The organism is Streptomyces sp. NPDC111507 (assembly GCF_055638955.1).
Map to the genome: position 1 here is coordinate 127,673 of NZ_JBVKBU010000008.1, position 15,634 is coordinate 143,306.

Annotated in this window: 13 protein-coding genes and 1 pseudogene; 3 read left to right on the forward strand and 11 right to left on the reverse strand. The window is 67.9% G+C overall.

What is annotated here, in order from left to right; genetic code table 11:
* Positions 1–19 precede the first annotated feature (19 nt).
* The 10 genes from ACZ7M2_RS29945 to ACZ7M2_RS29990 form a co-directional block, all read right to left on the reverse strand.
* Positions 20–139 carry a hypothetical protein gene (locus tag ACZ7M2_RS29945; protein WP_471598161.1) on the reverse strand — a complete coding sequence of 40 codons (120 nt, stop codon included), beginning with the start codon at positions 137–139 and terminating at the stop codon, positions 20–22.
* Positions 140–318: 179 nt separating this feature from the next.
* Positions 319–1,341 carry a sugar-binding transcriptional regulator gene (locus tag ACZ7M2_RS29950; protein ID WP_471597920.1) on the reverse strand — a complete coding sequence of 341 codons (1,023 nt, stop codon included), beginning with the start codon at positions 1,339–1,341 and terminating at the stop codon, positions 319–321.
* 82 nt (positions 1,342–1,423) lie between these two features.
* A complete protein-coding gene (locus ACZ7M2_RS29955; protein WP_471597921.1) occupies positions 1,424–2,416 on the reverse strand; it encodes a substrate-binding domain-containing protein in 993 nt (330 codons plus the stop codon).
* Between the two features lie 96 nt (positions 2,417–2,512).
* A complete protein-coding gene (locus ACZ7M2_RS29960) occupies positions 2,513–3,673 on the reverse strand; it encodes an ABC transporter permease (protein WP_471597922.1) in 1,161 nt (386 codons plus the stop codon).
* Positions 3,666–5,240 carry a sugar ABC transporter ATP-binding protein gene (locus tag ACZ7M2_RS29965; RefSeq protein ID WP_471597923.1) on the reverse strand — a complete coding sequence of 525 codons (1,575 nt, stop codon included), beginning with the start codon at positions 5,238–5,240 and terminating at the stop codon, positions 3,666–3,668. Before ACZ7M2_RS29965 ends, ACZ7M2_RS29960 begins: the two co-directional genes overlap by 8 nt.
* Positions 5,237–5,911 (reverse strand): DUF2291 family protein, encoded by a 675-nt coding sequence (locus ACZ7M2_RS29970; RefSeq protein WP_471597924.1) that lies wholly within the window; start codon positions 5,909–5,911, stop codon positions 5,237–5,239. The genes ACZ7M2_RS29965 and ACZ7M2_RS29970 overlap by 4 nt, the downstream gene beginning before the upstream one ends.
* Positions 5,908–7,380: an FGGY family carbohydrate kinase gene (locus ACZ7M2_RS29975; RefSeq protein ID WP_471597925.1), complete on the reverse strand. Its 1,473-nt coding sequence runs from the start codon at positions 7,378–7,380 to the stop codon at positions 5,908–5,910. The genes ACZ7M2_RS29970 and ACZ7M2_RS29975 overlap by 4 nt, the downstream gene beginning before the upstream one ends.
* Entirely contained in the window at positions 7,380–8,333 is a 954-nt protein-coding gene (locus tag ACZ7M2_RS29980; protein WP_471597926.1) for a transketolase family protein, read from the reverse strand. Before ACZ7M2_RS29980 ends, ACZ7M2_RS29975 begins: the two co-directional genes overlap by 1 nt.
* A complete protein-coding gene (locus ACZ7M2_RS29985; RefSeq protein WP_471597927.1) occupies positions 8,330–9,238 on the reverse strand; it encodes a transketolase in 909 nt (302 codons plus the stop codon). Before ACZ7M2_RS29985 ends, ACZ7M2_RS29980 begins: the two co-directional genes overlap by 4 nt.
* The gene (locus ACZ7M2_RS29990) at positions 9,235–10,269 is read right to left on the reverse strand and encodes a TIM barrel protein (protein WP_471597928.1); all 1,035 of its coding nucleotides are present in this window, start codon (positions 10,267–10,269) and stop codon (positions 9,235–9,237) included. The genes ACZ7M2_RS29985 and ACZ7M2_RS29990 overlap by 4 nt, the downstream gene beginning before the upstream one ends.
* A gap of 822 nt (positions 10,270–11,091) precedes the next feature.
* Between ACZ7M2_RS29990 and ACZ7M2_RS29995 the strand changes: the two genes are divergently transcribed.
* The gene (locus ACZ7M2_RS29995; RefSeq protein WP_471597929.1) at positions 11,092–12,630 is read left to right on the forward strand and encodes a DUF1593 domain-containing protein; all 1,539 of its coding nucleotides are present in this window, start codon (positions 11,092–11,094) and stop codon (positions 12,628–12,630) included.
* Between the two features lie 297 nt (positions 12,631–12,927).
* Positions 12,928–14,487, forward strand: a complete 1,560-nt coding sequence (locus tag ACZ7M2_RS30000; RefSeq protein ID WP_471597930.1) for a DUF1593 domain-containing protein — start codon at positions 12,928–12,930, stop codon at positions 14,485–14,487.
* A gap of 221 nt (positions 14,488–14,708) precedes the next feature.
* On the opposite strand, the pseudogene ACZ7M2_RS30005 reads toward ACZ7M2_RS30000, so the two are convergent.
* Positions 14,709–14,902 (reverse strand): annotated as a pseudogene (locus ACZ7M2_RS30005) (IS5/IS1182 family transposase); the annotation flags it as partial.
* 168 nt (positions 14,903–15,070) lie between these two features.
* On the opposite strand from ACZ7M2_RS30005, the gene ACZ7M2_RS30010 reads away from it, so the two are divergent.
* Positions 15,071–15,343 (forward strand): hypothetical protein, encoded by a 273-nt coding sequence (locus tag ACZ7M2_RS30010; RefSeq protein WP_471597931.1) that lies wholly within the window; start codon positions 15,071–15,073, stop codon positions 15,341–15,343.
* Positions 15,344–15,634 lie beyond the last annotated feature (291 nt).

Here is a 15,634-nt window from a genome sequence, read left to right on the forward strand (position 1 = left end):
CATTTCGGGGAATGGCCCGTCACCGAAACGGACAGCTCGCAGGACCGGTTGCCTGTACGCCGGTTCCCCCCTTGGCCTCGGTGAGGTCTTTGAGGGTGCAGCAGTCGAGGACGTCGCACAGGGCCGCGAGTGTGCCCATGCACAGCCGCTGGGGCTGCCGGGTGACCAGACGGTGAATTCGCACGCAAGGAGAGACTGACGCCGCGTTCGGCGAGCAGCGGCACCAGGGCGGCGGTCCGGTACGGTCCCTTCTCCGCCATGCGAAGGCACGGATTCAGGGAGAGGGCACGCCGACGGCTGCGAAGTGCCGCCCGCGGATCAGTTGCTCAAGAGGTCTCGAGCCACCTCGACGTCTGTGATGAGGATGTTGATCCATTCACCCTGTGCCGCTCCCCGGATCGCCGCGACCTTGTCCATGCCGCCTGCCACTCCGATACGACGTTCCACGGCCCGTAGTTGGTCGGGTTCGATGCCGATCAGGCGGTCGTTGAAGGGCGCGTCGACGGGGTTGCCGGCGGCGTCGAAGTACCGGGCGCAGACGTCGCCCACCGCGCCGAGTTCCTTGAGTTGCCGCTGGTCCTCGGCGGTGATGGCGTTGCCGGAGCGACGCAGCAACGGCGAGGGGTCGAGGCTGCCGATGCCCAGGAGGGCGAGTGTGAGACGGGACCACGCCTGCATGGCCTCTGCCATGGCCGGTTCCCGCGACAGCAGATCGCGCAGCTCCCGGCTGCCGACCAGTGCTGCGGACGGAGCGAACACCGGTCGTGCCCCCGTGAGTTCCGCCAGCCGGCTGGTCAGGCGGGTCGCGTGCAGTTGTACTTCCGGGCTGCCCGAGCCGCCGACCAACTGCACGACTTCGTGTGCCACGGACGACGTTTTGGCCCGCATGACCTTGACTGATTCGAGCAGGGTGGCGCTCCAGGAGGAGACGCCGATGACGTCCCCTCCCTTGAGCGTCGCGTCGAGGTAGGTGGCGGTTGCCGCGGCCAGCGCGGGCAGGACGTCGGCACCCGCGCCCTCCACTTCGACCACGACCGCGTCCCGAAGTCCGTACCGTTCCACGAGGGCGTCTTCGAGTTCGGCGTGCACGCCCTCGGGCGAGACGACCACGGTGCGGACCACTCCGCGGTCGACCGCTTCCTTCAGCAGGCGGGAGACGCGGGGCTGAGACATGTTGAGATGTGTTGCGATCTCGGGCTGTCGCACTCCGCGCTCGTGATACATGCGGGCCACCTTGATCAACAGCCGCATGTGGTCAGGGCTGGGAGTGGACGACGCTGCCGCCACCATGCCTCCATCCTCGTGTCTCCTGCAGACCGGGCCATGCGCCAGCCTGCCCATCACCGCCGCGGCCACCCTATCGTCGGGGGTACGTGATCGCTGGTCGCGGCGCGTTTCGCCCCCCTCTGCCTCAGCCCATGTCTCAGCGCTTGGCGAAGACACCGAACTCGTCGGCGTTGTCCTTGGTGATCAGCTCGCAGTCGATAGCCTGCTTCTCGGGCTGCCCCGTCTTGCCTGTCTTCACGTACTTGTCCGCCTGCTCGACCGCGCGCTCGGCTCCGAGCGCGGCGGGCTGAAGCGCGGTCGCCCGCATGGCGCCGGTCTTGATCTGAGCGATGGAGTCCGGGCTGCCGTCGAAGCCGACCACGATGACGCCGGTGCGCTTGGCCGACTTCAGTGCGGCCACCGCGCCGAGGGCCATGGTGTCGTTTCCGGCGATGACGCCGCGGATCTTCGGGTAGCGCTGCAGGATGGTCTCCATCTTGTTGAAGGCTTCCTGCTGATCCCAGTTCGCCGTCTGCTTGGCAACCTGCTTCATGTCGGGGTACTGCGAGATGACGTCGGCGAAACCCTTCGAGCGGACGCCGGCGTTGGTGTCGGACTCCTTGCCGGTGAGCTCGACGTACTGTCCCTTGCCGTTCATCGCCGTGACGAACTCCTGAGCGGCGAGCTGTGCTCCTTGGGAGTTGTTCGACACGATCTGGGCCTTCGCGATGCCGGTCTGGTTGATCTCCCGGTCGATCAGGAAGACGGGGATGCCGGCCTCGGTGGCCTTTCGGACGGGGCCGATCGACGCGTCGGCGCCGGCGTTGTCCAGGATGATGGCCGCGGCCTTGCGGGAGATGGCGGCATCGATCAGTTCGCTCTGCTTGTTGGGGTCGTCGTCGTGCGAGGCGACCGATGTCTTGTAACCGAGGCTCTCCGCCTTCTTCTTCGCCGAATCCGCTTCGGCCTTGAAGAACGGGTTGTCCGGGGAGGGCGTGATGATGGCGACCAAGTTGCTCTTCGAACCGCTCTTGGCCGACGCCGAGCCGGACGACGAATCGTCGGAACTCCCGCAGGCGTTGAGGAGCAGGAGACCTGCGGCGAAGGCTGCGGCTGTCGTGGCAATGCGGTTGCGCTTGCGGTGGAACATGCTGGTCTCCTCACAACGGCGTGCGGGTATACGGACGTGCGCACGAAGGGGCGGTACGGAAGAGCGGCACAACGGGGAGAGGGGCGAATGTGCCGGTCAGTCGGCTGCCGAGGTGCCCGACCCCACCCGCGTCCCTGCCCCCGCTTCAGACGGTTCGGTATCGGTCTTGACCGCCACTGCGGACGCGGCGGCGCGGTGGCGTTGGAAGCGCTGCTGGCTCTGGTCGAGGATGACGGCGACGATGATGACGGCGCCCTTGATGAGCATCTGCCAGAACGTCGAGACGCCGAGGATGACCAGACCGTCTGCGAGGAAGCCGATGACGAAGGCCCCGACGAGGGTGCCCCGTACGGTGCCTCGGCCGCCGGAGAGTGCGGCGCCGCCGATGACGACCGCGGCGATGGCGTTGAGCTCGAAGGTCTCACCGGCCTGCGGTGCGGCAGAGGTGAGTTCGGAGGCGATGATGAGGCCGGACATGGCGGCGCAGGCGCCCGAGATCACATAGACGATGAGCTTGACACGCTTGACGGGGACACCGCTGATCTCGGTGGCGCGTTCATTGCCCCCTGTGGCGTAGAGCCATCGGCCGAAGGGCGTCGAGCGCAGCAGTACGGCGACGAGGGCTGCCAGCACGATCATGATCCAGACCGCGACAGGGAGGCCGAGGGGACGGCCTTGGCCGAGCCAGTCGAAGCCGGTGTTGTGGGTGCTCGCCTGGCCGGCGAGGTCGGGGTAGGTGGTGCCGCCGGAGATGAGCAGGGCGGTGGCGCGCGCCACGTACAGCATGCCGAGGGTGGCGATGAAGGGTGCCACGTTGAGACGTGTGATCAGGATGCCGTTGACGGTACCGACCAGCGCGCCGACCCCGATGCACAGGACGCCGACGGCCCAGACCTGCGGATAGGCGACGACATCGAACGCGCTCAGGTGCAGACCCTTGAGGAGTTCACCGGCGATCACCCCAGACAGGCCGACGGTCGATCCGACGGAGAGGTCGATGCCGCCCTTCAGGATGACCAGCAGCATGCCCAGCGCGAGGATCGCGTTGATGGCGACGTGCTTGGTCATCGTGATCACGTTGTCGACGGTGAGGAAGGAGTCGGACAGCAGGCTGAAGACGACGATCAGAACCCCGAGGGCGATGAAGGCGCGGAGTTCGAAGATCGAATCGACTGTCTTGAGCCGTCGCGCCTGCGCCGCTGCGACACGGCGCTGTTGGAGCACTACTTCGTGGTCCTTGGTCAGGGTGTCACTCATCATGTGCCTTCTCGGTATGTGCCTTCTCGGTGGTGTCGCCTCCGTCGGCCAGGCTCATCAGGCGGTCCCGGGTGATCTCGCCGGCTTGGAGGTCGGCGACCAGCCGGCCGCGGACCAGGACCAGGAGGCGGTCGGGCATGTGCAGTGCCTCTTCGGCTTCGGAGGTGGTGAAGAGCACGGCGAGACCACGTTCCGCCTGCTGGGCCATCAGCTTGAAGACGTCGGCCTTGGCGCCGACATCCACACCGCGGGACGGCTCGTCGAGCAGCAGGACACGCGGGCCGGTCATCAGGGCCTTGCCTATGACGACCTTCTGCTGGTTTCCGCCGCTGAGCGAGCCGATGGGCGCGTCGGGCCCGGAGGTCTTGACGGTGACGTCGGCGATCATCGACGTGACGGCGTCGTCCTCGGCGCGACGGTTGAGCAGCAGTCGGCGTACGAATCTGGTCACCGAGGCCAGCGACAGGTTCTGTCCCACCGTCATGGACTGGATCAGACCGTCACGCTGACGGTCCTCGGGGACGAGGGCCAGCCCGGCGCGAATGCGGTCACGGATGCTGCCGGTGAGCGGTTCACCGTGGAGGCGGACCTCTCCAGAGGCGGCGGGCAGCCGACCGGCCAGGCACTCCAGGAGTTCGGTGCGGCCGCTGCCCATGAGGCCGTAAATGCCCACCATCTCGCCTGCGTGGACGGTTATTGAAAGGCTGTTCACAGCGAGACGGCCGGGGACGGCGGGGTCGGCGACCGACAGTTCGGTGATGCCCAGTGCGGCCGGTCCAAGGGTGGGCTTCCGCTCGGGAAAGAGATCGTTCTGATCGCGGCCCACCATCGTGCGTACGATCCAGGCCAGATCGATGCCGTCCGCCCGCGCGGTGGCGACCATGGCACCGTCGCGCAGGACCGCGACGTCATCGGCGATGGAGAGGGCTTCCTCCAGGTGGTGCGAGATGTACACGATGGCGACGCCCTCGGCCTTGAGCTCGCGGATCACATGGAAGAGGACCTCGACTTCCGGTGCGCTGAGGGCGGAGGTCGGCTCATCCATGATCAGCACGCGGGCGTTCTGCAGCAGCGCGCGGGCGATCTCCACCAACTGCTGCTGCCCCAGCCGCAGTTCGCCCACCAGCATCTCCGGATCGAGCGCGTCGTCGAGCCGGCCCAGCACCTTCCGTGCCATCGCGCGCTGGGTGGCGCGATGGAGCAGAGTGCCGCCGTGGCGGGTGTGCTCGCGGCCGAGGAACAGATTGTCCTGGACGCTCAGGTTGGGGCAGAGGCTGAGCTCCTGATGGATGATGGAAACACCGTGGTCGGCCGCCTCGCGGGCACTGCCGAACTCCGCAGCCCTGCCGTCCAGTTCGATGTGTCCGGTGCTGGGAGACTCGACGGCGCTGAGGATCTTCATCAAGGTCGACTTGCCGGCGCCGTTCTCACCGAACAGCACGGTGGTGCGGCCGGCCGCGATGTCCAGCGAGACTCCCTTGAGCGCCTGGGTGCCGCCGTACACCTTGGTGACTTCGGCAGCGCGCAGTACGGGCGGAGCCGGTGCCTGCCCCGTGGCCGCGGTCATGATGCGGTCTCGATCAAGACGGGAGTGATGGTCAGTACGTCGGCGGTAAGAGGCGTCATGGCGCCGATGACGGTGATCTTCTTGCCGCGGGCCGCCGAGGGATCGAAGGACTTCAGCACCTTCGTCTTCATCTCGGTGTTCAGCGCGGTCGCGGCATCGGCGTAGTCGACCTGGTTGGTGAACTGGCCGAAGGCGATGAGGCCGGGCGCGTCGCGCAGGGCGGTGCCGTTGATGGCGGGGCCGACCTGCACGGATACGCGCGCCTTGGCCAGTCCGGGCACGGTCACCCGCATGAGGCCGCTCTGTGTGGCGCCGGCGGTTCCGGTCAGCGTCACGGCGTAGCTGTAGGGTCCGGTGCCCGCGCGATGCCCGTACTGTTTGCCGGCTGCTCCGGGGTCGGCGGCGATCGCCTTGTACAGCGTGGCGACATTCACGGCGTTCTTCTCGATCGCGGGAACGATCTTCGGTTCGTACGTCTCGGCCGCGTACTTCGCGGGGTCGAACTTGGGCCTGCCACCTGCCCTGGCCTCGCTGTCGGAACGGTAGGTGGTCGTGGCTCCGATGGCGATGACGAGGAGCAGGAGAGCGATGAGGGAACCGCGGCCCAGCGTCAGCCGGCCACGCCGGCCCGCCGTGTCCCTTCCCGTTTGTGTCAGGTCTGCTGTGGTCATGGCGTCCTTTGCTTTCCGCGTGTCCCGAGGTCGCGAGCGGCCGCGAGACGCCGATGCCAGCGCGCCACGGCACTGCGGCGCCGGGTGCCGCCCCAGCCGGGTGTAAAGGTGGACCGCAGGTCGTCGTCGGCGCGCTTCTCCAGCTCACCGATCGTCCACAGGCCGAGTCCGACTCCCGCCAGCTGTGCGGTTCCCGCGGCGGAGAGTTCGTGGTGCCCGGCACGGGCCACGGTCACGTCGGAGACGTCGGCCTGCAACTGCATCAGCGCGTCGCTGCGGCTCAGGCCACCGTCGGCGACGACCTGCCGGGGACCGGGCAGCGCGGCAAGGACGTCGCCCACCTGGAAGGCGACCGATTCCAGCGCGGCGCGCGCCAGTTGAGCGCGGCCGGTGCCCAGGTCGAACCCGGCGAGGACGGGCACGGCCCGGGCATCCCACCAGGGCGCTCCGACACCGCCGAAGGCGGGCACCAGTGTCACGTCGCCCGCGTCCGCGTCGGCTGCGAGCCGGATGAGCTGTTCCGGCTCGGCGCCGAGCAGTTCGGCCAGCCAGGTGAGGGTGCGTCCGGTGGAGCGGACGTTCGCCTCGTGGGCGTAGGTCGGCCGGCCGGTGGACCAGGCGATGGTGCTGCACACGTGTTCCGCCGGTGCGGGTGAGTCCGCCACCGTCATGACGGAGGATCCGGTGCCATAGGTGACTTTCACGGTCCCGGGACGCCAGCCGGCATGGGCGAACAGTGCGGCGTGCGAGTCGCCCATCACCGCCTGCACCGGGGTGCCGTCGGTCAGAGGATCCAGTCCGCGCAGCACTCCGAACGGCCCGGTGGAGGACACGATCCTGCTCAACGCCGCCCGCGGGATGTCGAACAGGCCGAGCAGTTCGTCGTCCCAGTCACCCGTGGCGAGGTTCAGCAACTGCGTCCGGGAGGCGTTGCCGACCTCAGTGACCGACTCCCCCGTGAGCGCGTGCAGGAGGTACGCGTCCACGGTGCCCAGACGCAGGGCGCCGGCCTTGCTGCGCGCACGGGTGGGGTCGTGCCGGTCGAGCAGGGCGGCCATCTTCAGGGCGGAGAACATCGGGTCGAGCGGGAGACCGGTGCGGCGACGGATCTCCTCGCTCATGCCCGCGCCGGCGAGGCGGGCCGCCCGTTCCGCCCCGCGCTGGTCCTGCCAGCTGACGAGGGGCGCGACAGGCATTCCGGTCGCCGCCTCCCACAGGACGACTGATTCACGCTGCGTGCTCAGGGCCACACCGACCACGGCGTGCGGGGCGGTGTCCCGCACGCAGTCGGCGACGGCGGTGCGCACACTGTCGAGCAGCGCCGATGCGTCCTGTTCCACCAGACCGGGGCCTGGGTGGTACTGGCGCAGGGGCGCGTCCGCCCGTGAAACGATGTCGCCGGACGCGTCGAGAAGCAGCGCCTTGGTGGAACTGGTGCCCTGGTCGATGGCGAGAAGGTGCGGCTTCATCACACCCGCCCCAGAGCCTCACGGGCGGCACCGGCGATGCCGTCGGCCGTCAGGCCGAAGTGGTCGAGCAGGAAGGCCGCGCTGCCGGTCGGGGCGAAGGCGGGCACGCCCAGCATCCGCACCGCGACGGGGTGGTTCTCGGCGACGACCTTGGCGACAGCGGCCCCCAGGCCGCCGGAGAGCAGCCCTTCCTCCGCGGTGACGATGGCAGTGGTCTCCCGGGCGGCGGCCACCACGGCGGCCACGTCGAGCGGCTCGACGAAGGTCATGTTGAGAACGCGGGCGGAGATGCCTTCCTGCCCGAGGAGGCCGGCGGCATCGAGCGCGCGCGAGACCATCGTGCCCACCGCGATCAGGGTGACATCGCTGCCCTCGGCGAGCCGTACGGACCGGCCGGCTTCGAACGGTGCGTCGTCGGGGGTGACGGCAGGCACCTTGAACCGGGGCACGCGGATGTACGTCGGTCTGCCCGACGCGGCGGCCCAGCGCACGGCGCTGCGGGTCTGCGACGGATCCGCCGGCACGATGATCTCCAGTCCCGGGATCGCACGCATCCAGGACAGGTCTTCGATGGAGTGGTGAGTGGGGCCCAGCTCTCCGTAAGCCATGCCGGGGCTCTGACCGCAGAGGACGACGTGACGGTGGGTGTATGCGACGTCGGCCTTGATCTGTTCCAGGGCACGGCCGGTGAGGAACGGTGCCGCCGCGGATGCGAAGGGAATGAACCCGGCGTTGGCGAGACCGGCCGACACGCCGACCAGGTCCTGCTCGGCGATGCCCACGTTGATCAGGCGGGCGGGGAACTCCTCGCGGAACTTGACGAGGTTGCTGGAGCCCACGGAGTCGTTGCACACCGCCACGATCCGCTCGTCGGCGCGGGCCAGCGCGGAGAGCTCGTCGGCGAAGTCCGCCCGGCAGTCGAACGTGGGGGCCTCGGCGGCCACAGAGCTCATCGGTTCAGCTCCTCGAGCGCGAAACGCACCTGTTCATCGGTGGGCACCTTGTGGTGCCATTCGACGCGGTCTTCCATGAACGACACGCCCTTGCCCTTGACCGTGTTGGCGATCACCGCGACCGGGCGTCCCGTGGTCGACGGCGCGTACGCCTCCTTGATCGCCCGGTGGTCGTGCCCGTCGATGACCCGTACCTCCCACCCGAAGCCCGCCCACTTCGCGTCCAGCGGCTCCAGGGACTTGGTGTCTTCCGTACGCGCGCCCTGCTGCAGCCGGTTACGGTCCACGACGGCCGTCAGGTTGGCCAGTTCGTAGTGGGCTGCCGTCATGGCGGCCTCCCAGTTGCTGCCTTCCTGTATCTCTCCGTCGCCGAGCACGACGATGGTCCGCCACGTCTCACCACGCAGCCGCGTTCCGAGCGCCATGCCGGTGGCGACGGGCAAGCCATGTCCGAGCGGGCCGGTGTTGGTCTCCACGCCGGGGACCTTGAGGCGTGCGGGGTGGCCGTTGAGCGGCGACAGGGGGGCCATGAACTCACCCAGCCGGGCTCGTGAGAAGAAGCCGCAGGAGGCCAGCGTCGAGTACAGAGCCGCGGCGCAGTGCCCCTTGCTGAGCACGAATCGGTCGCGCTGGGGATTGCCGGGATCGGTGGGGTGCATCCGCAGGGTCCCCCAAAGAGCCGTGACCAGCAGGTCGGTGACGGACAGGTCGCCGCCCACGTGGCCCATGCCGGCCGACTGAATGGTGGTGAGGATGCCGCGCCGGACGGAGGTCGAGATCTCGGCGAGATCCGCGGCGGCCTCGGTGGGTGATGCCGCGCGCAGTCGCGCGCTGCGGTGGTGATAGATCCCGGCAGCGGTCTCGTCGGCCTGCAGCGGCGCGGCGGTCCCCAGAGTGGCGGTCACACGGACTCACTTTCTGCGAGGGCGCGGAACAGCGCCCTCTTCGCGATGCGCTGCGCTCCCAGGGCGTCCTGCGCGGACTGGGCGGCGGCCAGCTCGTCCCGGTCGAGGTAGGCCAGCGCCTGGTGGAAGGCACGCATGGTGCGGATACCGGTGCGTGCGGCCTCGACCGGGTCCTCGCGGAACGGGAACTGGTCGAGTTGCCAGACGCCCTGCCAGCCGGCGTCGTGCAGCGCGAAGAAGAACTCGAAGGTCTCCAGGAGATGCACCGAGCCGACGACCATGTCGTCGTCCCAGCCACGGAAGTTGTCGTTGACGTCGATCGCGAACAGCTTGTCGCGGGCGATCGCCAGCCGGGCGGACTCAGCCGGGGTCTCGCCGCCGTACAGGGAGTGGCCGAAGTCCAGCAGGACGCCGACGTTGTCCACGCCCATGTCCTGGATCGCGAGCAGGGTGCGCGCGACGGAGGAGAAGACCATCCGGTTGCGAGGCTCGCGCGGCTTGTACTCGATCGCGAACTTCAGGTCGGGGAAGGACTGGGCGAGTTCGCGCAGCGCGTCGACCGACTTGGTCCACAGGTCGGTGTAGTCGGCCTGGAAGGGATAGTCGTAGCCGTCCTGCCCGGGCCAGACCTTGACGTAGTCCACGCCGAGCTCGCGGCCGACCTCGGCCGAGGCCGCGACCAGGTCGATGGCCTGCCTGCGGACAGCGGGGTCGGGGTTGGTGAATCCGCCCTTGGCGAACTTGCCGGTGTAGAACTCCGGCGTCACGGCGATGGCCCGCAGGTTCTGCTCGGCCAGGGCCTCGCGCACCTCGGCGGTGCTGATGTCACCGGGTGGGAAGGGCCAGTTCAGGTCGAGGACGGACAGGTCACCGACCGCTCCGGCCAGCTTGATGGCGTCCAGGATGGTGCGCGGTTCACCGTATCCGTCCGTGGCGTAGCGGTCGACGTAGGTCGCGAAGTGCCAGACACCGGCGCCGTAGACCGGCTCGTCCCGCGGCTCATGAATGTCTATGCGTGGTTGAGTCGACATGCGGGTCAAGTTACGAACGGGAGTCCGGCACGTCAACCCCTGCAACACCGGCGTCTCACGGCACGACCTACCCCGGCCCGGGCTCGGGCACCACCTCCCGACCGGGCACCTTCGAGCCCGCCAAGAACTTTCGTCCGACCCGTTGACATGGCCACGAAGCGCTCACAGAATCCATGACTGTCGACTCGACCCTGAATAAACATTCGTACGCTCGTCGGGTGATCCGATCGTGACCCACAGAGCCAGGAGACATCCATGGGTATCGGACGCTGCGGAATGATCCAGGAACCGGCTCCACCCTGACTGCCACAGCCACCTCGAGCACAGTGAGCACAGGCATGCCATCAGCCCGGACGCATCAGACGCGCGCGGGCACCACGCTCCACCGATCTCAGGCAGAAGTCCCGGGTCATCATCGCGAACGGTCTCGCCGGCGCCGGGCAGTGCGTTCGTGACCGTGCGCGTGAGACTGAGCCATGTCCACGGAGGTCCACGGGTCATGGCGCCTTCGTCGGCGCCGCAAGCACCCGTTGTCCGGCACGGCAAACCGGCCAGGACGACCGTCCGTCTCACGGTACTTGAGCGGATGGTGCCCTCGTCAGCAGACGCCAGGCAATGGCCGAGGAGCCCGGACACCGCCACCGAACCGCAGGTCAACATCGGAAAACACGGTGCCACCGGCCGCAGGTCGTACCGCAAGCCGCGGACCGGCCGACAGCCTGGCGGACGACGCCCACCCCTTGAGGATTCCGCCACGCCCACCTGCAGACCGTCAGGGGCCCACCGCGTCACCGGCATCCTCGGACGACACGAAGGAGACGCATGCACACCCATGGTTCGAGCCACCGCCGACGCCGGCGGCTCTCGACAGCCGCCCTGGTCATCCTTACTGCGGCCCTCCTGCCGACCGCGGCCCACGCAGCGCCCGACACCCCCGTCAACGCTCCCGCCGCAGCGGGAGGGCTGCAACGTCAGCACAAGCCGCGCGTCATCGTGACCACGGACGGCGAAGTCGACGACATGGACTCCTTCATCCGATTCCTCTACTACTCCAACGAGTTCGACACCGCAGGCATCGTCCTCACCAGCTCGAGGTACCACTGGGCCGGAAACGGTGACACGGTCGCGCCGTACCGGTGGACCGGAACCCAATGGGTCAACGACTACATCGACCGGTACGCCAGGATCTACCCCAACCTGCGCAAGCACGCGGACGGTTATCCCACCCCTGCCCGCCTCCGCTCGCTGTACAAGATCGGCAACATCGAGAACGTCAGCGACATGTCCAGGCCCACCGCAGGGTCCGACTTGATCGAGAAGACCCTCCTCGACAACAAACCCGGGCCGCTCTACGTACAGGCATGGGGCGGGCTCAACACCGTCGCCCGCGCACTCAAGTCGATCCAGGAGCAGTACGAGGGCACCGACAAGTGGCCGACCATCCAACGCAAGGTCAGCCACAAGCTGGTGCTCTACAACATCCTCGAACAGGACGCGACCCTGAAGGACTACATCCGGCCCAACTGGCCCGATGTGAAGGTCATAGACAACCAGTCCCAGTTCTGGAGCTTCGCCTACGCATGGAAGCGCTCCGTACCTGAACCCCTCCAGTACGCCCTCCGCACCCCGTACATGGAGAGCAACTTCCTCGATGGACACGGTGCCCTGCTCGAGCAGTACCGCACCTACCGAGACGGCAATCCGACCCCCGGCGACGACGAGAACAACCGCTGGCGTCCGGAGCCCAGCGCGGCAAACCAGAACGTCGGCTACGACATCCACGACTTCATCTCGGAAGGAGACTCCCCGGCGTTCATGGACCTGCTGAACTTCAACGGACTGCGCTCCTCCGAGGACCCGACGTACGGCGGATGGGGCGGCCGCTTCGCATCAAACGCCTCGGGATGGATCGACACCTCCGACGCCAACCCCTACACCGGAAACGCAACCGACCGGAGCTACCCTCAGACCCGCTGGGTCGAGGACATCCAGAACGACTTCGCGGCCCGAGCCGACTGGGGTCGGACCACCTCCTACGCCGACGCCAACCACAACCCCGAGGCCTCCGTAAAGCCCGGCACCGATCTCACAGCCAAACCCGGCTCCAAGATCACCCTGCGGGGCAGCGCCGGCGACCCCGACGGGGACCGCGTGTCGTACAAGTGGTGGCAGTACACCGACGCCGACACCTACGGCGGCGAAGTCACCCTGAACGAGACGGATCGGCCGACCGTCTCCTTCACCGTGCCTGCCGACGCCGCACCGGGATCCACCATCCACATCATCCTCGAGGTGAAGGACAACGGTACCCCTGCGCTCAAGCACTACCAGCGCGTCGTCATCACCGTCTCCCACAGGTAGTTGAGCCACGTTGCCGCGATGCGGCGCCGGGCGATGTCGGCCACGCGGTGACGGACCTGTTCGATCAGCCGGTGCAGGCGTGCCGCCCAGAACGGATGGAGAAGTCGCCGGCGACCAGGTCGGGGTGAACCGTTCGGTACACCCACAACCGCCAACACTCCAACCGCATCGACGAGTTGAGGAAAGGTCATAGCGCCGCCGGTAGAGATCGCATCACTCCTTGACACGTATGTCCGCCCGGTTACCCATCAGCCGACATTCACCCAATGATGAATCGATAGTCAGTCAGGAGGGGTCGTGACACGTTCGTCACTCTGGCATCACCTGCTCCGCACCTCCATGGGCGCACTCGCCGCGCTGCTGCTGGTCGTCCTCGCGCCGCCGACGGCAAGCAGTGCGTCGGCCGGCGACGGTGATCGCTCCGCCAAGCCCCGGACCGTCATCACCACCGACATGGAGCAGGATGACTACGCCTCGCTCATCCGCTACCTGCTTTACACCAACGACCTCGACACCGAGGGCATCATCTACACCAGCAGCCGCTACCACTGGGCAGGCGACGGCAAGGGCACCCTCTTCTTCCTCCCCGGCCGCGAGTACACGACGCCTCAGCCCTTCTGGCGCTGGACGGGTACGCGCACGGTCCAGGACCTCGCTCTGAAGGCCTATACGAAGGTCTATCCCAACTTGAGGGCACACGACCGCGACTACCCAACACCCGCAGAGCTGCACTCCAAGGTCGCTGTCGGCAACATCGACTTCGAGAACTCGATGGACCGGGACACACCGGGCTCCGACCTCATCAAGCATCTGCTGCTCGACGACGATCCACGCCCGGTCTACCTCCAGGCCTGGGGTGGCACCAACACCATCGCGCGGGCGCTCAAGTCGATCGCAGACCAGTACCAGGGCTCGCCCCGCTGGTCACGGATACGCGAGAAGGTCACGCACAAGGCGGTCATACTCGCCAGCGGGTTTCAGGATCTGACCTACGAACAGTACATCGCACCCCAATGGCCTCGGATCCGCGTCGAAAACCTGCAGGCCGGCTACGCCACCTGGGGCTACAACTGCAACCGCGACGGGCAGGGGAACGTCCGCGGGCTGCCTGAGGATCGCCGGTATTTCCAGGGTGCCTGGATCAAGAAGAACATCCAGGTCGGCCCGCTCGGCTCGCTGTACCGCTCATGGCTCGACGGCCAGGCGATGCCCGGCGACCCGCTCGACGTCTTCGGCGACCCGGTCCTGGCCGCAAAGGGCTGGTGTCCGCCGCTGCAGCCCTACGACTTCCTGTCCGAGGGCGACAACGTCGCATACATGTCGCTGTTGCACACCGGGATCGAGGCACCGCAGGATCCGCGTCGCGGCGGCTGGGGTGGCCGTGCCACGAAGGTCTCGACCTCGCCCGAGCTCTGGACGTCGGTGAGCACAGAGAAGGACAGCACCGGCGCAGACGTCCCCGACTACACGACCCTGCGGTGGGCGGGCGCGGCGCAGAACGATTTCGCGGCGCGCATGCAGTGGACGCTGACACCCCGAGGCGGTGACCAAGCGCCTCGGGTCAGCATCCTCGGCCCGGACCAGATCTCGGTTCGCGCGGGCACCCGAGTGACGCTGCGGGGTGTCGGGGCCGATCCCGATCGTGACCACCTCGGCTACAGGTGGTGGCAGTACGGCGAAGAGGGCACATACCCCGGCTCGGTCGGGATCGATGGAGCAGACGGGCGCAGGGCGACAGTGACGGTGCCGTCGGATGCTCAGCGCGGCCAGACGATCTCGCTGATCCTCCAAGTCACCGACGACGGAGCCCACTTCCCTCTTACCCGCTACGCCCGCGTGACCCTGCGCATACGCTGAGCCACAGCGGCGCGCCGATCACGACTGCTCGAAGCGGCGGCACCGAAGGGAACCAGTCGGCCGCGATGGCCACGACCGAGGCGCAGCAGCACTGGGCTCGCAGGCAGCCGTTTCGAAGCGCGGCTCCTCCTTCCAGTTGAGAACTGTTCGCCGGAACCGCATTCCTGATCGTGGCGGCGGCCCTGGCAGCCTGGCTGGTCCCGCAGCGACCAGATGACACGACGGCCGACGGGCATGCGGACCCGCACCTTCTCCAGGGCGGGGATGAACTGGGGACTGCCGCCGGCCTGCCCTGCAGTCAGGACAAGCGTCATCGGCCGGCAGCGACGGTCGGCAGCCAGGTGGACCTGCTGGTCAGTCCGCCGCGGGACCGCCCGAACAGGGCGGCCTTCAGCCGGGCCCGTCGCCTCCACCGTTATCGGCACCCGCAGGGGCGAAGACCGCCACAACGGTCTTCGCCTCCCCGGCGGGATGTCACGATCGTGCCGGCCATGACGACGGGTGACACACGGTGCGGGCGGGCCGCCGCATCACCGGAACGGCCCGTCCTGGCCGGCTAGCGGCGGCCGAGGTAGTGGTCGTGATGCCAGTCACGGTCGTGGTGCCGGCCCCGGCCACGGTCCCAGTCGCCGAAGCGATCACGGTCACGGTCTCGGTCGTGGTCGTGGTGCCAGCCCCGGCCGCGGTCCCAGTCTCCGAAGCGATCACGGTCACGGTCGTGGTGCCGGTCGCCGTACCGGCCATGGCCCCCATCCCGCTCCCCGCCATGGTCGTGGTCGCCCCGGACGGTGTCCGATCGGTAGCCGCTGGAATGACTTCCTGCGTGGTCGCGATCACGGCCACCCCCATCGGCTAGGGCCGGCATCGCGGCCGCCCCGACGAGAGCGCCCGACACCACACACGTGGCGATCAGGCGGAAGGCAGTACGAGAAACAGACATCAAGGCTGTCCCCTCACGTTCGTGCACACCCACCCCGGGCCGGGGCCGGCGTGCCATCCGAAATTCCCGGCTCGATGCCGAGACCCGACACTGTGGCCCCCCGCGCCGTCACCAGATCAACAAACCAACTCGCGTTACAAAATACTGACATATCGGTAACTCTCCCTTGTAGAGGCCACCGAAGCCGGAAGAAGCACCGGCCACCGG

Bases quoted from the DNA above. Each gene is read 5' to 3' on its own strand.
- ACZ7M2_RS29945 (WP_471598161.1), bottom strand. From the start codon at position 139: ATGGGCACACTCGCGGCCCTGTGCGACGTCCTCGACTGCTGCACCCTC.
- ACZ7M2_RS29995 (WP_471597929.1), top strand. From the start codon at position 11,092: ATGCACACCCATGGTTCGAGCCACCGCCGACGCCGGCGGCTCTCGACA.
- ACZ7M2_RS29965 (WP_471597923.1), bottom strand. From the start codon at position 5,240: ATGACCGCGGCCACGGGGCAGGCACCGGCTCCGCCCGTACTGCGCGCT.
- ACZ7M2_RS29955 (WP_471597921.1), bottom strand. From the start codon at position 2,416: ATGTTCCACCGCAAGCGCAACCGCATTGCCACGACAGCCGCAGCCTTC.
- ACZ7M2_RS29960 (WP_471597922.1), bottom strand. From the start codon at position 3,673: ATGAGTGACACCCTGACCAAGGACCACGAAGTAGTGCTCCAACAGCGC.
- ACZ7M2_RS29990 (WP_471597928.1), bottom strand. From the start codon at position 10,269: ATGTCGACTCAACCACGCATAGACATTCATGAGCCGCGGGACGAGCCG.
- ACZ7M2_RS30010 (WP_471597931.1), top strand. From the start codon at position 15,071: ATGCCAGTCACGGTCGTGGTGCCGGCCCCGGCCACGGTCCCAGTCGCC.
- ACZ7M2_RS29975 (WP_471597925.1), bottom strand. From the start codon at position 7,380: ATGAAGCCGCACCTTCTCGCCATCGACCAGGGCACCAGTTCCACCAAG.
- ACZ7M2_RS29970 (WP_471597924.1), bottom strand. From the start codon at position 5,911: ATGACCACAGCAGACCTGACACAAACGGGAAGGGACACGGCGGGCCGG.
- ACZ7M2_RS29950 (WP_471597920.1), bottom strand. From the start codon at position 1,341: ATGGGCAGGCTGGCGCATGGCCCGGTCTGCAGGAGACACGAGGATGGA.
- ACZ7M2_RS29980 (WP_471597926.1), bottom strand. From the start codon at position 8,333: ATGAGCTCTGTGGCCGCCGAGGCCCCCACGTTCGACTGCCGGGCGGAC.